16 protein-coding genes are annotated in these 14,081 nt (G+C 38.4%); 2 read left to right on the forward strand and 14 right to left on the reverse strand.

Annotated features, from left to right (window positions below):
- Positions 1-257: 257 nt before the first annotated feature.
- The 3 genes from ACOFKR_RS06590 to ACOFKR_RS06600 form a co-directional block, all read right to left on the reverse strand.
- On the reverse strand, positions 258-833 hold the full coding sequence (locus tag ACOFKR_RS06590; protein WP_419803228.1) for a MarC family protein: 576 nt from the start codon (positions 831-833) through the stop codon (positions 258-260).
- Positions 830-1,999 carry an MFS transporter gene (locus ACOFKR_RS06595; RefSeq protein ID WP_419803229.1) on the reverse strand — a complete coding sequence of 390 codons (1,170 nt, stop codon included), beginning with the start codon at positions 1,997-1,999 and terminating at the stop codon, positions 830-832. The genes ACOFKR_RS06590 and ACOFKR_RS06595 overlap by 4 nt, the downstream gene beginning before the upstream one ends.
- Before the next feature lie 85 nt (positions 2,000-2,084).
- Positions 2,085-3,599: an amino acid permease gene (locus ACOFKR_RS06600; RefSeq protein ID WP_419803230.1), complete on the reverse strand. Its 1,515-nt coding sequence runs from the start codon at positions 3,597-3,599 to the stop codon at positions 2,085-2,087.
- A 299-nt stretch (positions 3,600-3,898) separates the two neighbouring features.
- On the opposite strand from ACOFKR_RS06600, the gene dacB reads away from it, so the two are divergent.
- Positions 3,899-5,314 (forward strand): D-alanyl-D-alanine carboxypeptidase/D-alanyl-D-alanine-endopeptidase, encoded by a 1,416-nt coding sequence (dacB, locus tag ACOFKR_RS06605; RefSeq protein ID WP_419803231.1) that lies wholly within the window; start codon positions 3,899-3,901, stop codon positions 5,312-5,314.
- 78 nt (positions 5,315-5,392) lie between these two features.
- On the opposite strand, the gene ung is transcribed toward dacB, so the two are convergent.
- Complete coding sequence (gene ung, locus ACOFKR_RS06610) at positions 5,393-6,070, reverse strand: uracil-DNA glycosylase (protein ID WP_419803232.1); 678 nt, start codon at positions 6,068-6,070, stop codon at positions 5,393-5,395.
- Between the two features lie 70 nt (positions 6,071-6,140).
- Between ung and ACOFKR_RS06615 the strand changes: the two genes are divergently transcribed.
- On the forward strand, positions 6,141-6,695 hold the full coding sequence (locus ACOFKR_RS06615; RefSeq protein WP_419803233.1) for a DUF2892 domain-containing protein: 555 nt from the start codon (positions 6,141-6,143) through the stop codon (positions 6,693-6,695).
- Positions 6,696-6,698: 3 nt separating this feature from the next.
- On the opposite strand, the gene ACOFKR_RS06620 is transcribed toward ACOFKR_RS06615, so the two are convergent.
- The 10 genes from ACOFKR_RS06620 to iscU all read right to left on the reverse strand — a co-directional run bounded on the left by ACOFKR_RS06620 (position 6,699) and on the right by iscU (position 14,008).
- On the reverse strand, positions 6,699-6,911 hold the full coding sequence (locus ACOFKR_RS06620) for a hypothetical protein (RefSeq protein WP_419803234.1): 213 nt from the start codon (positions 6,909-6,911) through the stop codon (positions 6,699-6,701).
- Between the two features lie 88 nt (positions 6,912-6,999).
- A complete protein-coding gene (gene lysS / locus ACOFKR_RS06625; protein WP_419803235.1) occupies positions 7,000-8,721 on the reverse strand; it encodes a lysine--tRNA ligase in 1,722 nt (573 codons plus the stop codon).
- A 116-nt stretch (positions 8,722-8,837) separates the two neighbouring features.
- Positions 8,838-9,095 (reverse strand): type II toxin-antitoxin system RelE family toxin, encoded by a 258-nt coding sequence (locus ACOFKR_RS06630; protein ID WP_419803236.1) that lies wholly within the window; start codon positions 9,093-9,095, stop codon positions 8,838-8,840.
- On the reverse strand, positions 9,088-9,294 hold the full coding sequence (locus ACOFKR_RS06635) for a hypothetical protein (protein WP_419803237.1): 207 nt from the start codon (positions 9,292-9,294) through the stop codon (positions 9,088-9,090). Before ACOFKR_RS06635 ends, ACOFKR_RS06630 begins: the two co-directional genes overlap by 8 nt.
- 135 nt (positions 9,295-9,429) lie before the next feature.
- A complete protein-coding gene (locus ACOFKR_RS06640) occupies positions 9,430-9,819 on the reverse strand; it encodes a hypothetical protein (protein ID WP_419803238.1) in 390 nt (129 codons plus the stop codon).
- Positions 9,820-10,131, reverse strand: a complete 312-nt coding sequence (locus ACOFKR_RS06645) for a hypothetical protein (protein WP_419803239.1) — start codon at positions 10,129-10,131, stop codon at positions 9,820-9,822.
- Complete coding sequence (locus ACOFKR_RS06650) at positions 10,124-11,023, reverse strand: SMEK domain-containing protein (protein WP_419803240.1); 900 nt, start codon at positions 11,021-11,023, stop codon at positions 10,124-10,126. Before ACOFKR_RS06650 ends, ACOFKR_RS06645 begins: the two co-directional genes overlap by 8 nt.
- Before the next feature lie 70 nt (positions 11,024-11,093).
- Entirely contained in the window at positions 11,094-13,007 is a 1,914-nt protein-coding gene (locus tag ACOFKR_RS06655) for an AMP-dependent synthetase/ligase (RefSeq protein WP_419803241.1), read from the reverse strand.
- 117 nt (positions 13,008-13,124) lie between these two features.
- On the reverse strand, positions 13,125-13,451 hold the full coding sequence (locus ACOFKR_RS06660; RefSeq protein WP_419803242.1) for a HesB/IscA family protein: 327 nt from the start codon (positions 13,449-13,451) through the stop codon (positions 13,125-13,127).
- Positions 13,452-13,594: 143 nt separating this feature from the next.
- Positions 13,595-14,008, reverse strand: coding sequence for a Fe-S cluster assembly scaffold IscU (iscU, locus tag ACOFKR_RS06665; RefSeq protein ID WP_174289309.1), 414 nt, complete (start codon positions 14,006-14,008; stop codon positions 13,595-13,597).
- Positions 14,009-14,081 lie beyond the last annotated feature (73 nt).

The following is a 14,081-nucleotide window of genomic DNA, read 5'->3' on the forward strand; positions in this document are numbered from 1 at the left end:
TTCTTTTATGCCCGTAAATCTTGTTTTCCAATTTTAGGCCGATAAAAGAAGCATGGAAATTTCCGTTTTTTATGGGATAAAAGAAGCATTGAAAACAGAGTGGGTAAAATTTAAACAAATGCTTATCATGTTTTTTAAAATAAACCCAATTGCATGCTGTTTTTATCACCTAAATTTCGGGTGCGGATTTGGTTAATCGGTAAGCTTAAAACAACCTCCGCAGAAAGCGTTTTGATGGGTTTGTTTTGAATGCAGTTTTACAAATGCGTATTGCTCCTGAAAAGTTTGATGGAAATGGCCAGCAGGATGATCCCGAAGGCTTTGCGCAAAACGTTTAAACCGGTTTTGCCGAGCAACTTTTCTAAAACCTGCACATTTTTAAGCACCAGATAAACAAAAATAGTGTTTAGCGTGATGCCGACCAGGATGTTTTGGGTTTGGTATTCTGATTTTAAAGAAAGTAAAGTGGTCATGGTTCCGGCACCGGCAATCAGCGGAAAGGCGAGCGGAACGATGGAAGCGGTTGAGGAGATTTCTTCTTCCTTGAACAAACGAACGCCCAAAATCAGTTCGACCGCAATCACAAAAATGACCAGCGAACCGGCAATGGCAAACGAGGCGACATCAATGTTGATGATGGCCAGGAGCTGATCGCCCACGAAAAGGAAAATCACCATCAGTATAAAAACTGTTAAGGATGCTTTTTCGGATTCGATTTTTCCGGATTTCTGGCGCATATCAATGATGATCGGGATGGTGCCGATAATATCAATAATGGCAAAAAGGATCATCGTAACGGAAAGGATTTCCCTGGGGTTGAATTTCAGCATCATATCGGGTTGGTTTTTTCTTTTGAGCGTAAAATCAAGGTATATAAAAATCCGGCTAAAATGAATAAAGCGGACAAAAAGAAAACAAAATGCACGGAAAAACCTGAAATCAAACCGGCACTGATCGGGCCTAATATCTGGCCGATCGAAGCATAAGATTGATTGATCCCAAGCGTTTGGCCTTGTTCGTTTTCTGCTACACGTTCGGAAATAACTGCGTTCAGCATCGGGTTCCGCAATCCGTTGAACAAACCGTAAACACACATACATCCTGCAAAAAATATAAGCTGATTGGTAAAGCCGGAAAGCAGCATCGCCACAAAACAAAAAACAAGTGATAAAAGAAGTATGAAAGATTTGGAAGTAAAAATTTTGTTGATATAAGGAACGGCGAGCTGCATTAAAATACCGGAAATGCCAAAGCCGGCAAAGAAAACGCCAATCTGGAATGGTGTTATTTTAAGCGTATCTGCCGTAAATGTCTGGAAGCCAATGATCATGGCAAATTGTGCCGTGGTCAATAAAAAGCCGATAAAAACAGCACTTCCCACAACCGGTTTTTTCAGTATGGTGATCAACGATTTGAAACTGAACTTACTGCCGCTTTTACGCTTATGTTCCTGATTGGTTTCTTTTAAAAAGAAGTAACAGCAAAGCACACCGGTCAGCGCGATCCCGGCGGAAAACCAAAACGGTGCCTGCAAACTGATTTTACTTAAAACGCCACCGATTGCAGGGCCGATAACGAAACCAAAGCCAAAAGCCGAACCAATGATGCCGAAGTTTTTGGCGCGGTCTTCGGGCGTAGAGGAATCTGAAACCATTGCCTGGGCCACAGAAATGTTGCCGCCGGTGATACCGTCCAAAATCCGGGCTCCAAAAAGCATGACTATACTGCGTGCTTCTGCAAAGAGAACAAAAGAAATGCAGGTGCCGATCAGGCTGATGATCAAAATCGGTTTGCGGCCGTATTTATCAGACAATGAGCCTAAAACCGGTGTGGCAAAAAATTGTGCGATAGAAAAAGAAGCGGTCAGCAAGCCAAGTGTTTGCTCGGTGATGCCAAACTGCTTACCGTACGGATAAATGAGCGGGACGATAATGCCAAAACCCAGGGAATTGATGACACAAATAAAAACCAGCACCCATAAGTTTTTGTTGTTTTTCATCAGATATAATTAACAGCTAAGGAAAGTATTAAAATTAAAAAAGGTTCTGCGTGGCAGAACCTTTTTTGTAAGTATGTTTTAAATACTAATCTATAAAATTAGGTTTTGGAGGATCAATGGGTTCTACAACAATACCTTTATTTTGCAGTACAGAATGCTTTTTGCTATATGTAAAATAAATTACAAAACCGATTAATAGCCAGACAATTAAACGCAGCCAGTTTGGCCAGCCTAAGCCCAAAATCATCAAACCACAAACAAGTGCGCCTAAAATAGGCACTAAAGGAACCCATGGTGTTTTAAATTCGCGTTTCAATTCCGGATTGGTTTTACGCAATACAATTACCGCAATACAAACCAGGATGAAGGCAAACAAAGTTCCGATACTGGTCATATCGCCTACAATATCCCCGGGTACAAAAGCTGCAAACAAACCTACCAGTATCAAAATAAACCAGCTTGCTTTGTAAGGCGTTTTATATTTTGGGTGGATATCGCTAAAAACTTTTGGCAACAAACCATCGCGGCTCATGGAATAAAACACGCGCGACTGGCCTAAAAGCATTACCAAAATTACGGATGAAAACCCGGCCAAAATTGCTACAGTTACCAGTTTGCTTAACCAGCCGTAGCCGATCATATATTTATTGATTACGAATACTACGGAAGCTTCTTTACCGGAAGTCCTGAAATCTTCTACGGTTGCAATTCCGGTCAGTACATGTGCAAAAAGAATATACAAAACGGTACAAATGGCAAGCGAACCCAAAATGCCAATCGGCATATCACGTTTTGGGTTAACGGCTTCCTGAGCGGTTGTGCTTACGGCATCAAAGCCGATAAAAGCAAAAAATACAACTCCGGCCGCACCGATAATCCCCCAGAAACCGCCAAAATTATGTGGTAAACCATCAGGGTCAATATAAGTAGTTGCTGCAGGAATGTAAGGTGTATGATTTGCCGGGTTGATGAATTTCCAACCTAAAACAATAATTAAAACTACAATGGAAACTTTAGTGATTACGATTATACCATTGACCAAAGCTGATTCCTGTGTGCCGCGGATCAGTAGCATGGTTAAAATTATGACAATAAACAATGCAGGTAAGTTGATGATTCCGTGTACGTCCCCTGCATGTTGAAAAGGCGAGTGGCACCATTGATAGGGTATTTCGCTAACGCCCAAAACATCACCCAATAATCTGTTTAAATATTCACTCCAGGCAATGCCGACCGTTGCGGCACCAACTGCGTATTCTAAAATTAAATCCCAGCCGATAATCCAGGCCATCAGTTCGCCCATAGTTGCGTAAGTATAAGTATAAGCACTGCCTGCAATTGGGATAGAGGACGATAATTCTGCATAACAAAGTCCAGCAAGTGCACAACCGATGGCAGCAACAATAAAACCGTAAGTTACTGATGGACCGGCGTTTTGTGCTGCTGCCGCTGCCGTACGAACAAACAAACCCGCCCCGATAATTGCCCCGATGCCCAACGCAATTAAAGAACCGGCCGTAAGCGTACGCTTCAGGCTTTTTTCAGATTCTGCTGATTCTGCCATCAACTGGCTGATTGGCTTTTTTAAAAATAAACTCATGTAGTTTTGTTTATATAGATAATTGATATGTTCTGCAATTCCAAACGTAATTATTTTTACTGAGAAAAAAGAAATGTATCCGGCCTGATGCTTCTTTTATCGGCTAAAAATTGGTCAAATCTTTTTGCTTTGGTTTTATTACAGGTCAAATTTAAAAACCGGTGCAAAATAATAGTTTTGTGGTTCGGTCTTTCTTTAAAAAGTAAACTGTTTTATAAAATTTTTGGCAATTTTCCTCAAAAACAAATAGTTTCGGAAAATTAAATTGTCAATTGATCTGTTTTCCCTCAACCTGAAAAATGCCTGATAAAAGAAGCATACTGTTTTTAGCCCTGTTTTTTTGCTGTGGATTGTTGCACGCGCAAAGCCTCAACTTAAAATTACAAACCGCTTTTGCCCGTTTAGAGCAGGATACACAATGCAAATATGCCTCGGTTTCGCTTACGGTTTTGGATGCGAAAACAGGCGAAACCGTTTTTTTGGCCCGCCCGGACATGGGTTTGGCAACGGCCTCAACTTTAAAAACCATTACTTCTATAACCGCTTTTAATTTGCTGGGGAAGGATTTTCAATACCAAACCACTTTGGGTTACCGCGGAATAATTGCTGCGGATGGAACTTTGAACGGCGATTTAATTATTAAAGGCGGCGGCGACCCAACACTTGGCAGCTGGCGTTATGGTTCCTCCAAAGAAAACACGGTTTTGAAAACTTGGGTTGAAGCGGTCCAAAAAGCCGGGATCAAAAAGATTACAGGATCAATCATTGGTGATGATACTGTTTTTGGCACACAAAAAATCCCGGATGGCTGGATTTGGCAGGACCTGGGCAATTATTATGGTGCCGGAACTTCGGGTTTGTGCTGGCGCGAAAACCAGTTCGACATAAAATTACAGCAAACACAAGTTGGAAATCCGGTAAAAATTTTAAGGCAGGTCCCGGCAATGCCTTACCTTCACTTTAACAATGAATTGCTGACCGGTGCTCCGGGTTCCGGCGATCAGGCTTACGCATATTTGCCCGATAAAAACAGCATCATGTATTTGCGTGGTACTTATGCGGAAGATTTGACCAAACGCACTATTTCTGCAGCCCTTCCTGATCCGGCTTATGATGCTGCTTTTCGTTTGACCGATACTTTATACAAATTGAAAATTGTTGCCATTGGAATGCCGGAATCAACAGAAACTTTTGCGTCTTTAAAAAGACAAATGCCGCAAGCCGATCAGGTTATAGCCAATATTGCATCACCAAAATTAAGCGAAATCATATTTTGGCTGAATAAAAAAAGCATCAATTTATATGCAGAGCAACTGTTAAAAACCATCGCCCGGAAAGCCGGTAAACCAGCTACCACAGCAAACGGTGTGGCAGTTTTGCAGGACTTTTGGAAGACAAAAGGCATCGACCCGAATACGTTGAACATTTTTGATGGAAGCGGTTTATCGCCCGGCGACCGGGTAACTACATTAACCATAGCTAAAATCCTGGCTTCGGCAAAAAAGGAAAGCTGGTTCCCGGATTTTTTAAAAAGTTTGCCAATTTATAATGAAATGACGATGAAAAGCGGCAGCATCAACAGCGTTTTGGCCTATGCCGGTTATCAAATCAACAACGGAAGGGATCTGTGCTTTTCCATCATCGTAAATAATTACAGCGGAAAAACTTCGGCTATTAAAGCTAAAATGTTTAAAGTTTTGGATGAATTGAAATAGGATTGTTGCCTGTAACGTTTTTGGATAAAAATCACAAAGTGCAAAAAGGATCCTAAAAAAACACCGATAAAAACAGTATCAATTAATTTGCCAGTCAATCGGTTCGATGCTGTTTTCTTCCAAAATTACGTTCGCTTCCAAAAAATGATCGCAACCAAAAAAACCATTGTGCGCGGCAAACGGCGAAGGGTGCGCCGCTTCCAGCAAATGGTGTTTTGCCGGATCGATCAACGCACTTTTGGCTTGTGCAAATTTCCCCCAAAGTAAAAAAACAACGTTTTCTTTTCGGTTGGAGATTTCGGTTATCACTTTGTCCGTAAAAATTTCCCAGCCATGTTTTTGGTGAGAACCGGCCTGATTGGCACGCACGGTCAAAGTGGCGTTCAGCATTAAAACGCCCTGCTGTGCCCAATGTGTCAAATCGCCGTTTTTCGGGATCACGTATTCCGGATATTCCTGCTGCAGTTCTTTAAAAATATTTTGTAAAGACGGTGGGACAGCTATGCCTTTTTGAACCGAAAAAGACAAGCCATGTGCCTGATTTGCACCATGATACGGATCCTGACCGATGATTACCACTTTTACATCATCAAAAGGTGTTTGGGCAAAAGCATTAAAAATATCCTTGCTTTTCGGGTAAACAACATGTCCGGTTTGTTTTTCTTCCTGCAAAAAAGCTTTTAGTTTCAGCATGTAATCTTTTTCAAACTCAGGCTTTAAAATTTCCAGCCAGGAAGGCTCTAATGCAATCGACATAAAATATTTCTAAAAATTGATTTAACGTACAAATTAGCGGATATTTGCTATCCAAATTTAAATACATCAAATGCGAAATATTGTTCGGTTAATTATAGCTTGTGTAATTTTGGGTGCAGCGGTTACGCTGGCCGCTTTTGGTTTCTGGTGGTGGGCGGTTTTGGTTTTCCTGATCGGCGGAATTGTGCTGCTGACGTTCTTTTTCAATGAAAACATGCTGCTGGCCCAATATTTTATGCGGAAGGAAAACATGCCGAAAGCAGAAGGTTTTTTGGCGAGGATCACCGATTACGAAAAGCAATTGATCCGCAACCAGCATGGTTATTACAATTTGTTGCTGGGTTTGATCGAATCCAACAAATCTCCGCTGAAATCAGAGAAGTTTTTTAAGAAATCATTGTCGCTCGGCATGTCGATGTCGCACAATATTGCCTTGGCAAAACTAAGCCTGGCCGGAATTTCCATGTCAAAACGCAACAAACGCGAAGCCGAAATGTACCTGAAAGAAGCGCAAAAAGCAGATAAAAACAAGTTGTTGGCCGAGCAGATCAAAATGATGAAAGGCCAAATGGCGCAAATGGACAAGCAGCAGGTTGTGCGCGGTGGTTTCAGGCAGCAGTTCTAGCGGTTATTTTTCGTCAAGGTGACTGAAATAATCTTCTTGATCATAACCTTTTTCTACATAAATATCTTTTATATTTTCGGCTGTCAATGCTTCTTTTACCGATAGTTTTTGGTTGATAAATGCCAGGATACTTTTTACAAAATCTAAATCAAATTGTGTTTTGCTGAATTTGATCTGATATTCATTGTCCTTTATTTCAAAACTGGAGTTCATCATCTTTATTTAAAATTATAATACAAAACAAAGACCGGCAATTGTTATTAACCGGTCTTTAATTTTATGTTAAATATTGATGACCAACGCTTTAGTCAAACCATTTCATCACAGTTTCTTTGGAAGGGATGACAAGGTCAAGTTTTAGCTTCTTTCGCATTCCGCCCAGATCATTGAATACTTTGTTTGGCACTGATTTTTTAAGATCGTCAACGGTATTAAACCCCATTTTTTGGATCACCGGAACCCATTCTTCCGGCACGCCAATCGCCATAAAATCTTCCGTGTTAGCAACCACAGCTTTCTTTTCGGGCCGCATCTGCGGAAAAAACAATACTTCCTGAATAGTGCTTTGGTTAGTCATCAGCATTACCAAACGGTCAATCCCAATTCCTAAACCAGCAGTTGGCGGCATTCCATATTCCAAAGCGCGTAAAAAATCTTCATCCACAACCATTGCCTCTTCATCGCCGCGGCTGGCCAGCAGCAACTGCTCTTCAAAACGTTCGCGCTGATCAATCGGATCGTTTAGTTCAGAATATGCGTTTGCAATTTCCTTTCCATTTACAAACAATTCAAAACGTTCTACTAAACCTTCTTTTGTGCGGTGTTTTTTGGCGAGTGGCGTCATCTCAATTGGATAATCCGTAATGTAGGTTGGCTGGATTAAATTTGCTTCTACTTTTTCGCTAAAAATCTCATCGATCAGTTTTCCTTTTCCCATAGATGGAGCAATTTCAATTTGTAAACTTTTACAAGTTTCGCGCAAAGCTGCTTCATCCATTGCTGATACATCTATTCCGGTAAATTTCAAAATAGAATCATACATCGACAGCTTTTCATAAGGACCGGCAAATTCAATTTCATTTTGACCAACTTTAATCTTGGTTTTCCCCTGAATAGCAACTGCAACTTTTTCCAGACATTCTTCCACCATGCCCATCATCCAGATGTAATCCTGATAAGCTACATAGATTTCCAATCCGGTAAATTCCGGGTTATGCGTGCGGTCCATGCCTTCATTCCGGAACATTTTTCCGAACTCATAAACGCCATCAAAACCGGCAACAATCAGCTTTTTGAGGTATAATTCATTGGCAATCCGAAGAAAAAGGGGAACATCCAGCGCATTATGATGTGTTTTGAACGGACGTGCAGCCGCGCCGCCGTGTACAGATTGTAAAATTGGCGTTTCAACTTCCATCCAGCCACAACTGTCGAAATAGTTGCGCATGGTTTTGACCACTTTGGAGCGATTGATGAAAATTTCCTTAAAATCCGGGTTTACTGTTAAATCAACATAACGCTGACGATAACGCATTTCCGGATCTGTAAAGCTGTCGTAAATGTTACCTTCTTCATCACGCTTAACAATTGGAAGCGGTTTTAAAGATTTGGATAAAATGGTCAACTCCTGCACATGCACCGAAATTTCACCGGTTTGAGTGGTAAAGACAAATCCTTTTACACCAACAAAATCACCAATATCCAACAGCTTTTTAAAAACCGTGTTGTACAGCGTTTTGTCTTCACCAGGAGAAATATCGTCGCGTTTGATATAAACTTGGATGCGTCCGGTCGAATCCTGCAACTCTATAAAAGAAGCACTACCCATAATGCGGCGGCCCATAATGCGGCCAGCAATTTGTACTTCCTGGTATTTTTCTGGCTGATTGGGGAATTCCCGTAATATTTCCTCCGCTGTTGCAGTAACCCCGTAAGCTTCGGCAGGATAAGGGTTGATACCTAAATTACGTATGTTCTGAAGTGCCTCACGGCGTAAAAACTCCTGTTCTGATAAATTTGTACTCATGTATTTTCACCAATGATTGGAAACGGCAAAAATAGGTTTTAATGCTAAATTTTGGTGGTAAAAGAAGTATTAATGTGAACATAAAAAATTAGGAGATACTTTTTGTAAAAACTGTTTTACTCGTAAATATCTTTCCTATGGCCTAGAGCAATAATATCAATAATAAGTTCGGTATCGATTATATCGTAGATAATACGATAATTGCCGGCTCTTATTCTATATCCTTCTCTGCCTTTTAATTTTTTATACCCAAAAGGTTTGGGATTTTTTTCTAAACCTATAATGGCATCAAGGATAGGCTCGGCAATATTATCAGAAAGTTTATCTAATTGTTTTTGAGCTTTTTTAGATAATACAACTGTATATTCAGACATTGTTCTGTTTTCTGTTTTTCAGGTAATCTGAAAATAGAATCCTTTCGCCACTATCTTCAATTTTAGCTTCATCATAAAGTTTAACATCTTCTAAATCTTCCAGTTCTTCGATAATGGTTTTAAACTCCTTGGCAGAAAGTACCACTAATGATTTTTCGCCATTAGCATCTTTAATATATTGTGGATGTAGGTCCAGCATAATCTTCTTAGTTGTTTTATAACTTCAAAATCAATAACAAATATAATTTAAATAACAGATTTTGTTTTAGATGCTTCTTTTAACTCTTAAATTTCAGATATGAAAAATTTTATTCTTTAAATCTGTTGGCTAAACTTATCTTGAATCTTTAGCCTTTGGTATAGGCTTCTCATACGTCCAAAATTCGTCCTTCCTTAAAGCTCCAAGTAATATTCCCAATTTGCCAATAATAATTTTATCAGCTGGTTCATGTTGTCGTAAATAATCAGAAATTGTTGACTCGGGACGTGCAATAAGTATAAAGCCGCCCTCATTTAGATCTGATGGCTTTGAATAGTAATCAAACTCACTAAAATGGTAGCCATCATCTAAAAGAACTACAATGTCGCGCATTCCATTTCTTCTTGTAATACGAAACATGTAATGTTCATTAGTTGAAATATCTGTAACAGAAATCACATCTTGATGGAATTCTATTTTATCTTTTATAAAGGGAAGTATAGTTGGATGAAGGTCTTTTCCCATTTAAATAATTTTTAGATGAATATTTAAAGATATAAATTGATCAAAGTCTGTCAATTCATTTTGGGTAAAAGTTGTTATGTGGAGAGGTTTTAAAAAATCTTTATAAAAATCATTTTTTATTGCATTTAAATTTTCAATGTAACCAGCCATTTCACTTCCTTCAAAAAAGGAAATTATTTGTATAACATCAACATCATTTGCATTAGAATATGGGTTCGATAATATTGAACCAATGATGTAAATTTCATTTAAACACTTATGTTGAATAAATGCTTTCCTCAACCAAATCTCTATTATTGAAAGCTTATCCATTAGCAAATTTGTTAATGACATGAACAATTGGGTTAGGAAATTGATACAGTGTATAATCAAAATTTGAATCTTCGCAGTGCTTTTCAAAAGCATAGGAATGAGCCAGAAAAGATTCAAATAATTCTTTGTTCTCGTCTGGGATAAATTTTTTGTACTCAGTTATCAATGCAGAGATATCACGGTTGTTGGGTAAGATTTTGTCTCGCTTCGACTTTTCCCACAATGTTAAATCCCATCTTAGTAGACCTAATCCATTTGCACCGGAATTAGGACCAAACATTTTAAAAACATGACCGTTTTCATCAAAATATGGTTTTAGAACAGTACACAAATCTTTAAAAGTTAGGATAATTGGTAATCTAATTTTTGTGTTAATATCACTAAATTGTAATTCTAACAATTCCTTTACTGAAAGAATTTTTGCTATGTCATTCTGCTTATTCAACAGAAAATACAAAGTAGAAAAGTCTAATATGTCAGAACTATCATCAAAATGATAAAAAGCTTGAGTTATTTTACTGAGAGCTTTTTGACTATAACTTCTTTGTCTTCCAGTAAGAACCAGTATTTTCAAGCTTTCATAATGTTTAAAATGTTGATTTTTTGTGTAGCCCTCTAAAGTATCTTTTATCTTTTTAATACTAGATGTAGCTGTAACTTGAACAGATAATTTTCCGCCTTTGTCCCTTAAATCTATACTATTATAATTTTTACCTTCAACGTAATTCACATTCTCAAAATCACAGTCAAATATTGTATTTAAAATTTTTACCAGAACATTTTCGGCATGTATGTTAATGCTGAATTCACTGTTTTTATTTAAAATGTCTATTTGTTCGCTAAATCTTGCAAAATACTTAGATATTAATTGAAGTAATTCTTGTTGATTCATTCGTATATAATATGTCCGTATCTTATGATACCCAACTATTTAAAATACTTCTTTTACCCCTACAATCTCCTCAAATCATATCAATTTCCTGCAAATACAATTGATCAATAGCTTCCGCATATTTCTTCTCAATCACTTTTCTTTTGGCTTTTAAAGTTGGCGTAATTTCGCCTTCTTCCATGCTGAAAGGGTTGCGTTTTACTTTGAAGTTTTTGATCCGTTCGAACTTGGCCAGTTCGTTGGATAGTTTTTTAATGTCCGTATTAATCCAATCGATGATGTTTTTTTCATCGATAAAAACAGCATCTTGCTCAAAAAAAGCTTCATCCAATTTAAATGTTTCCTGCAACAATTCTTTGGAAGGAATGATGAACGCAGTAACATATTCGCGTTTGTCGCCAATTAAAAAAACACCTTCAATTTTCGGGCTTTTTAAATAAGTGTTTTCAACGGGTGTTGGATAAACATTTTTACCAAAAGAATTGACCAGCATGTTTTTTAGGCGATCAGTAATTTGCAAATTTCCTTTGTAAAAACGGCCAATGTCGCCGGTATGAAACCAGCCATCTTCATCAATTACATTGCGGGTTTCTTCGGGTTTGTTCCAGTAACCTTTCATCACACAATGGCCACGAGTGATAATTTCGCCTTCTTCCGATTCAAAGTCGGGTTTAAAAGTGTTGTGCGTTTGTATGGTATAAATTTTACGCGTGTCGATGTTTTGGATGGCCACTTCTATGCGCGGAATTATCCTTCCAACTGTACCATAAATCTGACGGTCGTATTCGGTAACAGACATTACGGGCGAGGTTTCTGTCAACCCAAATCCTTCTAAAATTCTGATACCTAAATCACCAAAAAACTCGCCTACATTTTTTGGCAGTGCGCCTCCGCCGGAAAGCATGAATTTTAACCGTCCGCCAGTTTTTTCTTTGATTTTGCTGAAAACCAGTTTGTCTGCCAGTTTATTTTCTGCGGATAAAATCAATCCCGGATTTTTGCCTGCTTCTTTTATCAACCTAAATTTCCGGCCTTTCTCCAACGACCATAAAAACAGTTTGGTTTTAATTCCTCCAGAAGCTTGTCCGCTTTTCATTGCCCGATCGTGAATGCGTTCCAGCAATCTCGGTACGCAACTTACTACGGTTGGCTTAATTTCTGCCATGTTTTTGGCCAGCAACTCCAAACTTTGTGCAAAAGCAATTTTAGCACCGGTTGCCATACAAACATGATAAGTTGCCGTACGTTCAAAAACGTGCGAAAGCGGCAAAAAGGATAAAAACACATCATCTTTGGTGATTACTGTAATTTGATCCAAGCTGGCGCGCACATTTTGTGTTAAGTTATAATGGGTTAGCATCACACCTTTTGGCGTACCAGTTGTGCCGGATGTGTAAATCAGGGTAGAAACATCAGATGTTAAAATGCTTTCGCGGGAACTGTTTATCGTTGACTGATAAGCATCTAATACTTGGTTTCCTTCTGCAATTAAAGCGGAAAAGGAGATGATGCCAGCATTAAATTTAGCTTTTTCAGTGTATTTCTGATAATCATCAAAAACCGGAATAATGCGAATGAGTTCTTTGCAACTGTTGGCTATTTTGAGTATTTTTTTGAGGAGGAACGGACTGCCAATCAGTAAAGTTTTCGCACCGGAATCATTCAATATATATTCTATTTCTATTTCCGAAAGGGTAGGATAAATGGAAGTATTTACTGCGCCAATTTGCTGCAACGCCTGATCGTAATACACGTAATCCGGACCGTTATCCAGAATTAATGCCAAGCGATCATTTTTCTTAATCCCCATATTTAAAAAATAGGCAGAAATGGCATTGATCTTTTCTAAAGCTTGTTTATAGGTAATTTCTTCCCAAACTTCCTCCACTTTATGGGTCATAAAAACAGCACTATCGGGATGGATGCGATGGATAATATTTTGTAAAAGACTGGGAACGGTGGAATATTCTGTTACCGGATTCATGAAAAGCAAGTTTATAAAGTAAATTTTGGCAAGCCAAACTTAAATTTATTTACGTGCTAAAACAAAAAAGGGACGCTGTTTTTAGCATCCCTTTTTTGGTGTATGTTGTAAAAAGTTTTATACAGAAAAACTGTCGCCACAACCGCAGGTACGGCTGGCGTTCGGGTTATGAAAGTTAAAGCCTTTTCCGTTTAATCCGTCAGAAAAATCCAGCTCAGTACCGGCCAGATATAAAAAAGATTTCATATCTAAAGAAATCCTGATTCCTTTATCTTCAAAAAACTGGTCTCCGGGTTTTATTTCATTGTCGAAATCAAGTTTATAAGATAAACCTGAACAGCCTCCGCCAGCAACAGAAACACGCAGAAAATAAGATTCATTCAGGTTGGATGCCTGGATCAACTCTTCAACTTTGCTTTTTGCTTTATCGGTTACCGTAATCATTTTATATAAAGTTTAACATTAAATTATAAGTTTTATGTTGATCGGCAATACCTAAAAAAAGTATGCTAAAAACAGTATCAAAAAATTTTAAGACTGAAGTTTTTAAAACTTACAACCTAAAACTTAAAAACTTACAATTCAAATTAATGATGAACCTTTTCAGATTCAATTGGTGCCAAACCGTTTTTTACACGGAAATCATTAATGGCTGCTTTGATCGCATCTTCTGCCAAAACGGAACAATGGATTTTCACCGGCGGCAAAGCCAGTTCTTCCACAATGTCCATATTGTCGATTTTCATGGCATCATCAATACTTTTTCCTTTCAGCCATTCGGTTGCCAAAGAAGAAGATGCGATAGCAGAACCGCAGCCAAAAGTTTTAAATTTTGCGTCTTTGATCACGTTAAATTCATCAACTTCAATTTGCAAACGCATCACGTCGCCACATTCTGGCGCGCCAACCAAGCCGGTTCCAACTTTGTTGCTGCTTTTGTCCAAAGTACCAACGTTGCGTGGGTTTGAATAATGATCGATTACTTTATCTGAATAAGCCATAGCTTTTTATTTTTAGTTTAATGTTGAATATTATTGTTGCAAAGATAACAAGCAGTTTGACAATGCTGTTTTT

This window comes from Mucilaginibacter sp., assembly GCF_965201005.1.
Lineage (GTDB): Bacteria > Bacteroidota > Bacteroidia > Sphingobacteriales > Sphingobacteriaceae > Mucilaginibacter_A.

Bases quoted from the DNA above. Each gene is read 5' to 3' on its own strand.
- ACOFKR_RS06660 (WP_419803242.1), bottom strand. From the start codon at position 13,451: ATGATTACGGTAACCGATAAAGCAAAAAGCAAAGTTGAAGAGTTGATC.
- dacB (WP_419803231.1), top strand. From the start codon at position 3,899: ATGCCTGATAAAAGAAGCATACTGTTTTTAGCCCTGTTTTTTTGCTGT.
- ACOFKR_RS06600 (WP_419803230.1), bottom strand. From the start codon at position 3,599: ATGAGTTTATTTTTAAAAAAGCCAATCAGCCAGTTGATGGCAGAATCA.
- ACOFKR_RS06640 (WP_419803238.1), bottom strand. From the start codon at position 9,819: ATGGGAAAAGACCTTCATCCAACTATACTTCCCTTTATAAAAGATAAA.
- ACOFKR_RS06635 (WP_419803237.1), bottom strand. From the start codon at position 9,294: ATGCTGGACCTACATCCACAATATATTAAAGATGCTAATGGCGAAAAA.
- ACOFKR_RS06650 (WP_419803240.1), bottom strand. From the start codon at position 11,023: ATGAATCAACAAGAATTACTTCAATTAATATCTAAGTATTTTGCAAGA.
- iscU (WP_174289309.1), bottom strand. From the start codon at position 14,008: ATGGCTTATTCAGATAAAGTAATCGATCATTATTCAAACCCACGCAAC.
- ung (WP_419803232.1), bottom strand. From the start codon at position 6,070: ATGTCGATTGCATTAGAGCCTTCCTGGCTGGAAATTTTAAAGCCTGAG.
- ACOFKR_RS06630 (WP_419803236.1), bottom strand. From the start codon at position 9,095: ATGTCTGAATATACAGTTGTATTATCTAAAAAAGCTCAAAAACAATTA.
- ACOFKR_RS06615 (WP_419803233.1), top strand. From the start codon at position 6,141: ATGCGAAATATTGTTCGGTTAATTATAGCTTGTGTAATTTTGGGTGCA.
- ACOFKR_RS06590 (WP_419803228.1), bottom strand. From the start codon at position 833: ATGATGCTGAAATTCAACCCCAGGGAAATCCTTTCCGTTACGATGATC.
- ACOFKR_RS06595 (WP_419803229.1), bottom strand. From the start codon at position 1,999: ATGAAAAACAACAAAAACTTATGGGTGCTGGTTTTTATTTGTGTCATC.
- ACOFKR_RS06620 (WP_419803234.1), bottom strand. From the start codon at position 6,911: ATGATGAACTCCAGTTTTGAAATAAAGGACAATGAATATCAGATCAAA.
- lysS (WP_419803235.1), bottom strand. From the start codon at position 8,721: ATGAGTACAAATTTATCAGAACAGGAGTTTTTACGCCGTGAGGCACTT.
- ACOFKR_RS06645 (WP_419803239.1), bottom strand. From the start codon at position 10,131: ATGGATAAGCTTTCAATAATAGAGATTTGGTTGAGGAAAGCATTTATT.
- ACOFKR_RS06655 (WP_419803241.1), bottom strand. From the start codon at position 13,007: ATGAATCCGGTAACAGAATATTCCACCGTTCCCAGTCTTTTACAAAAT.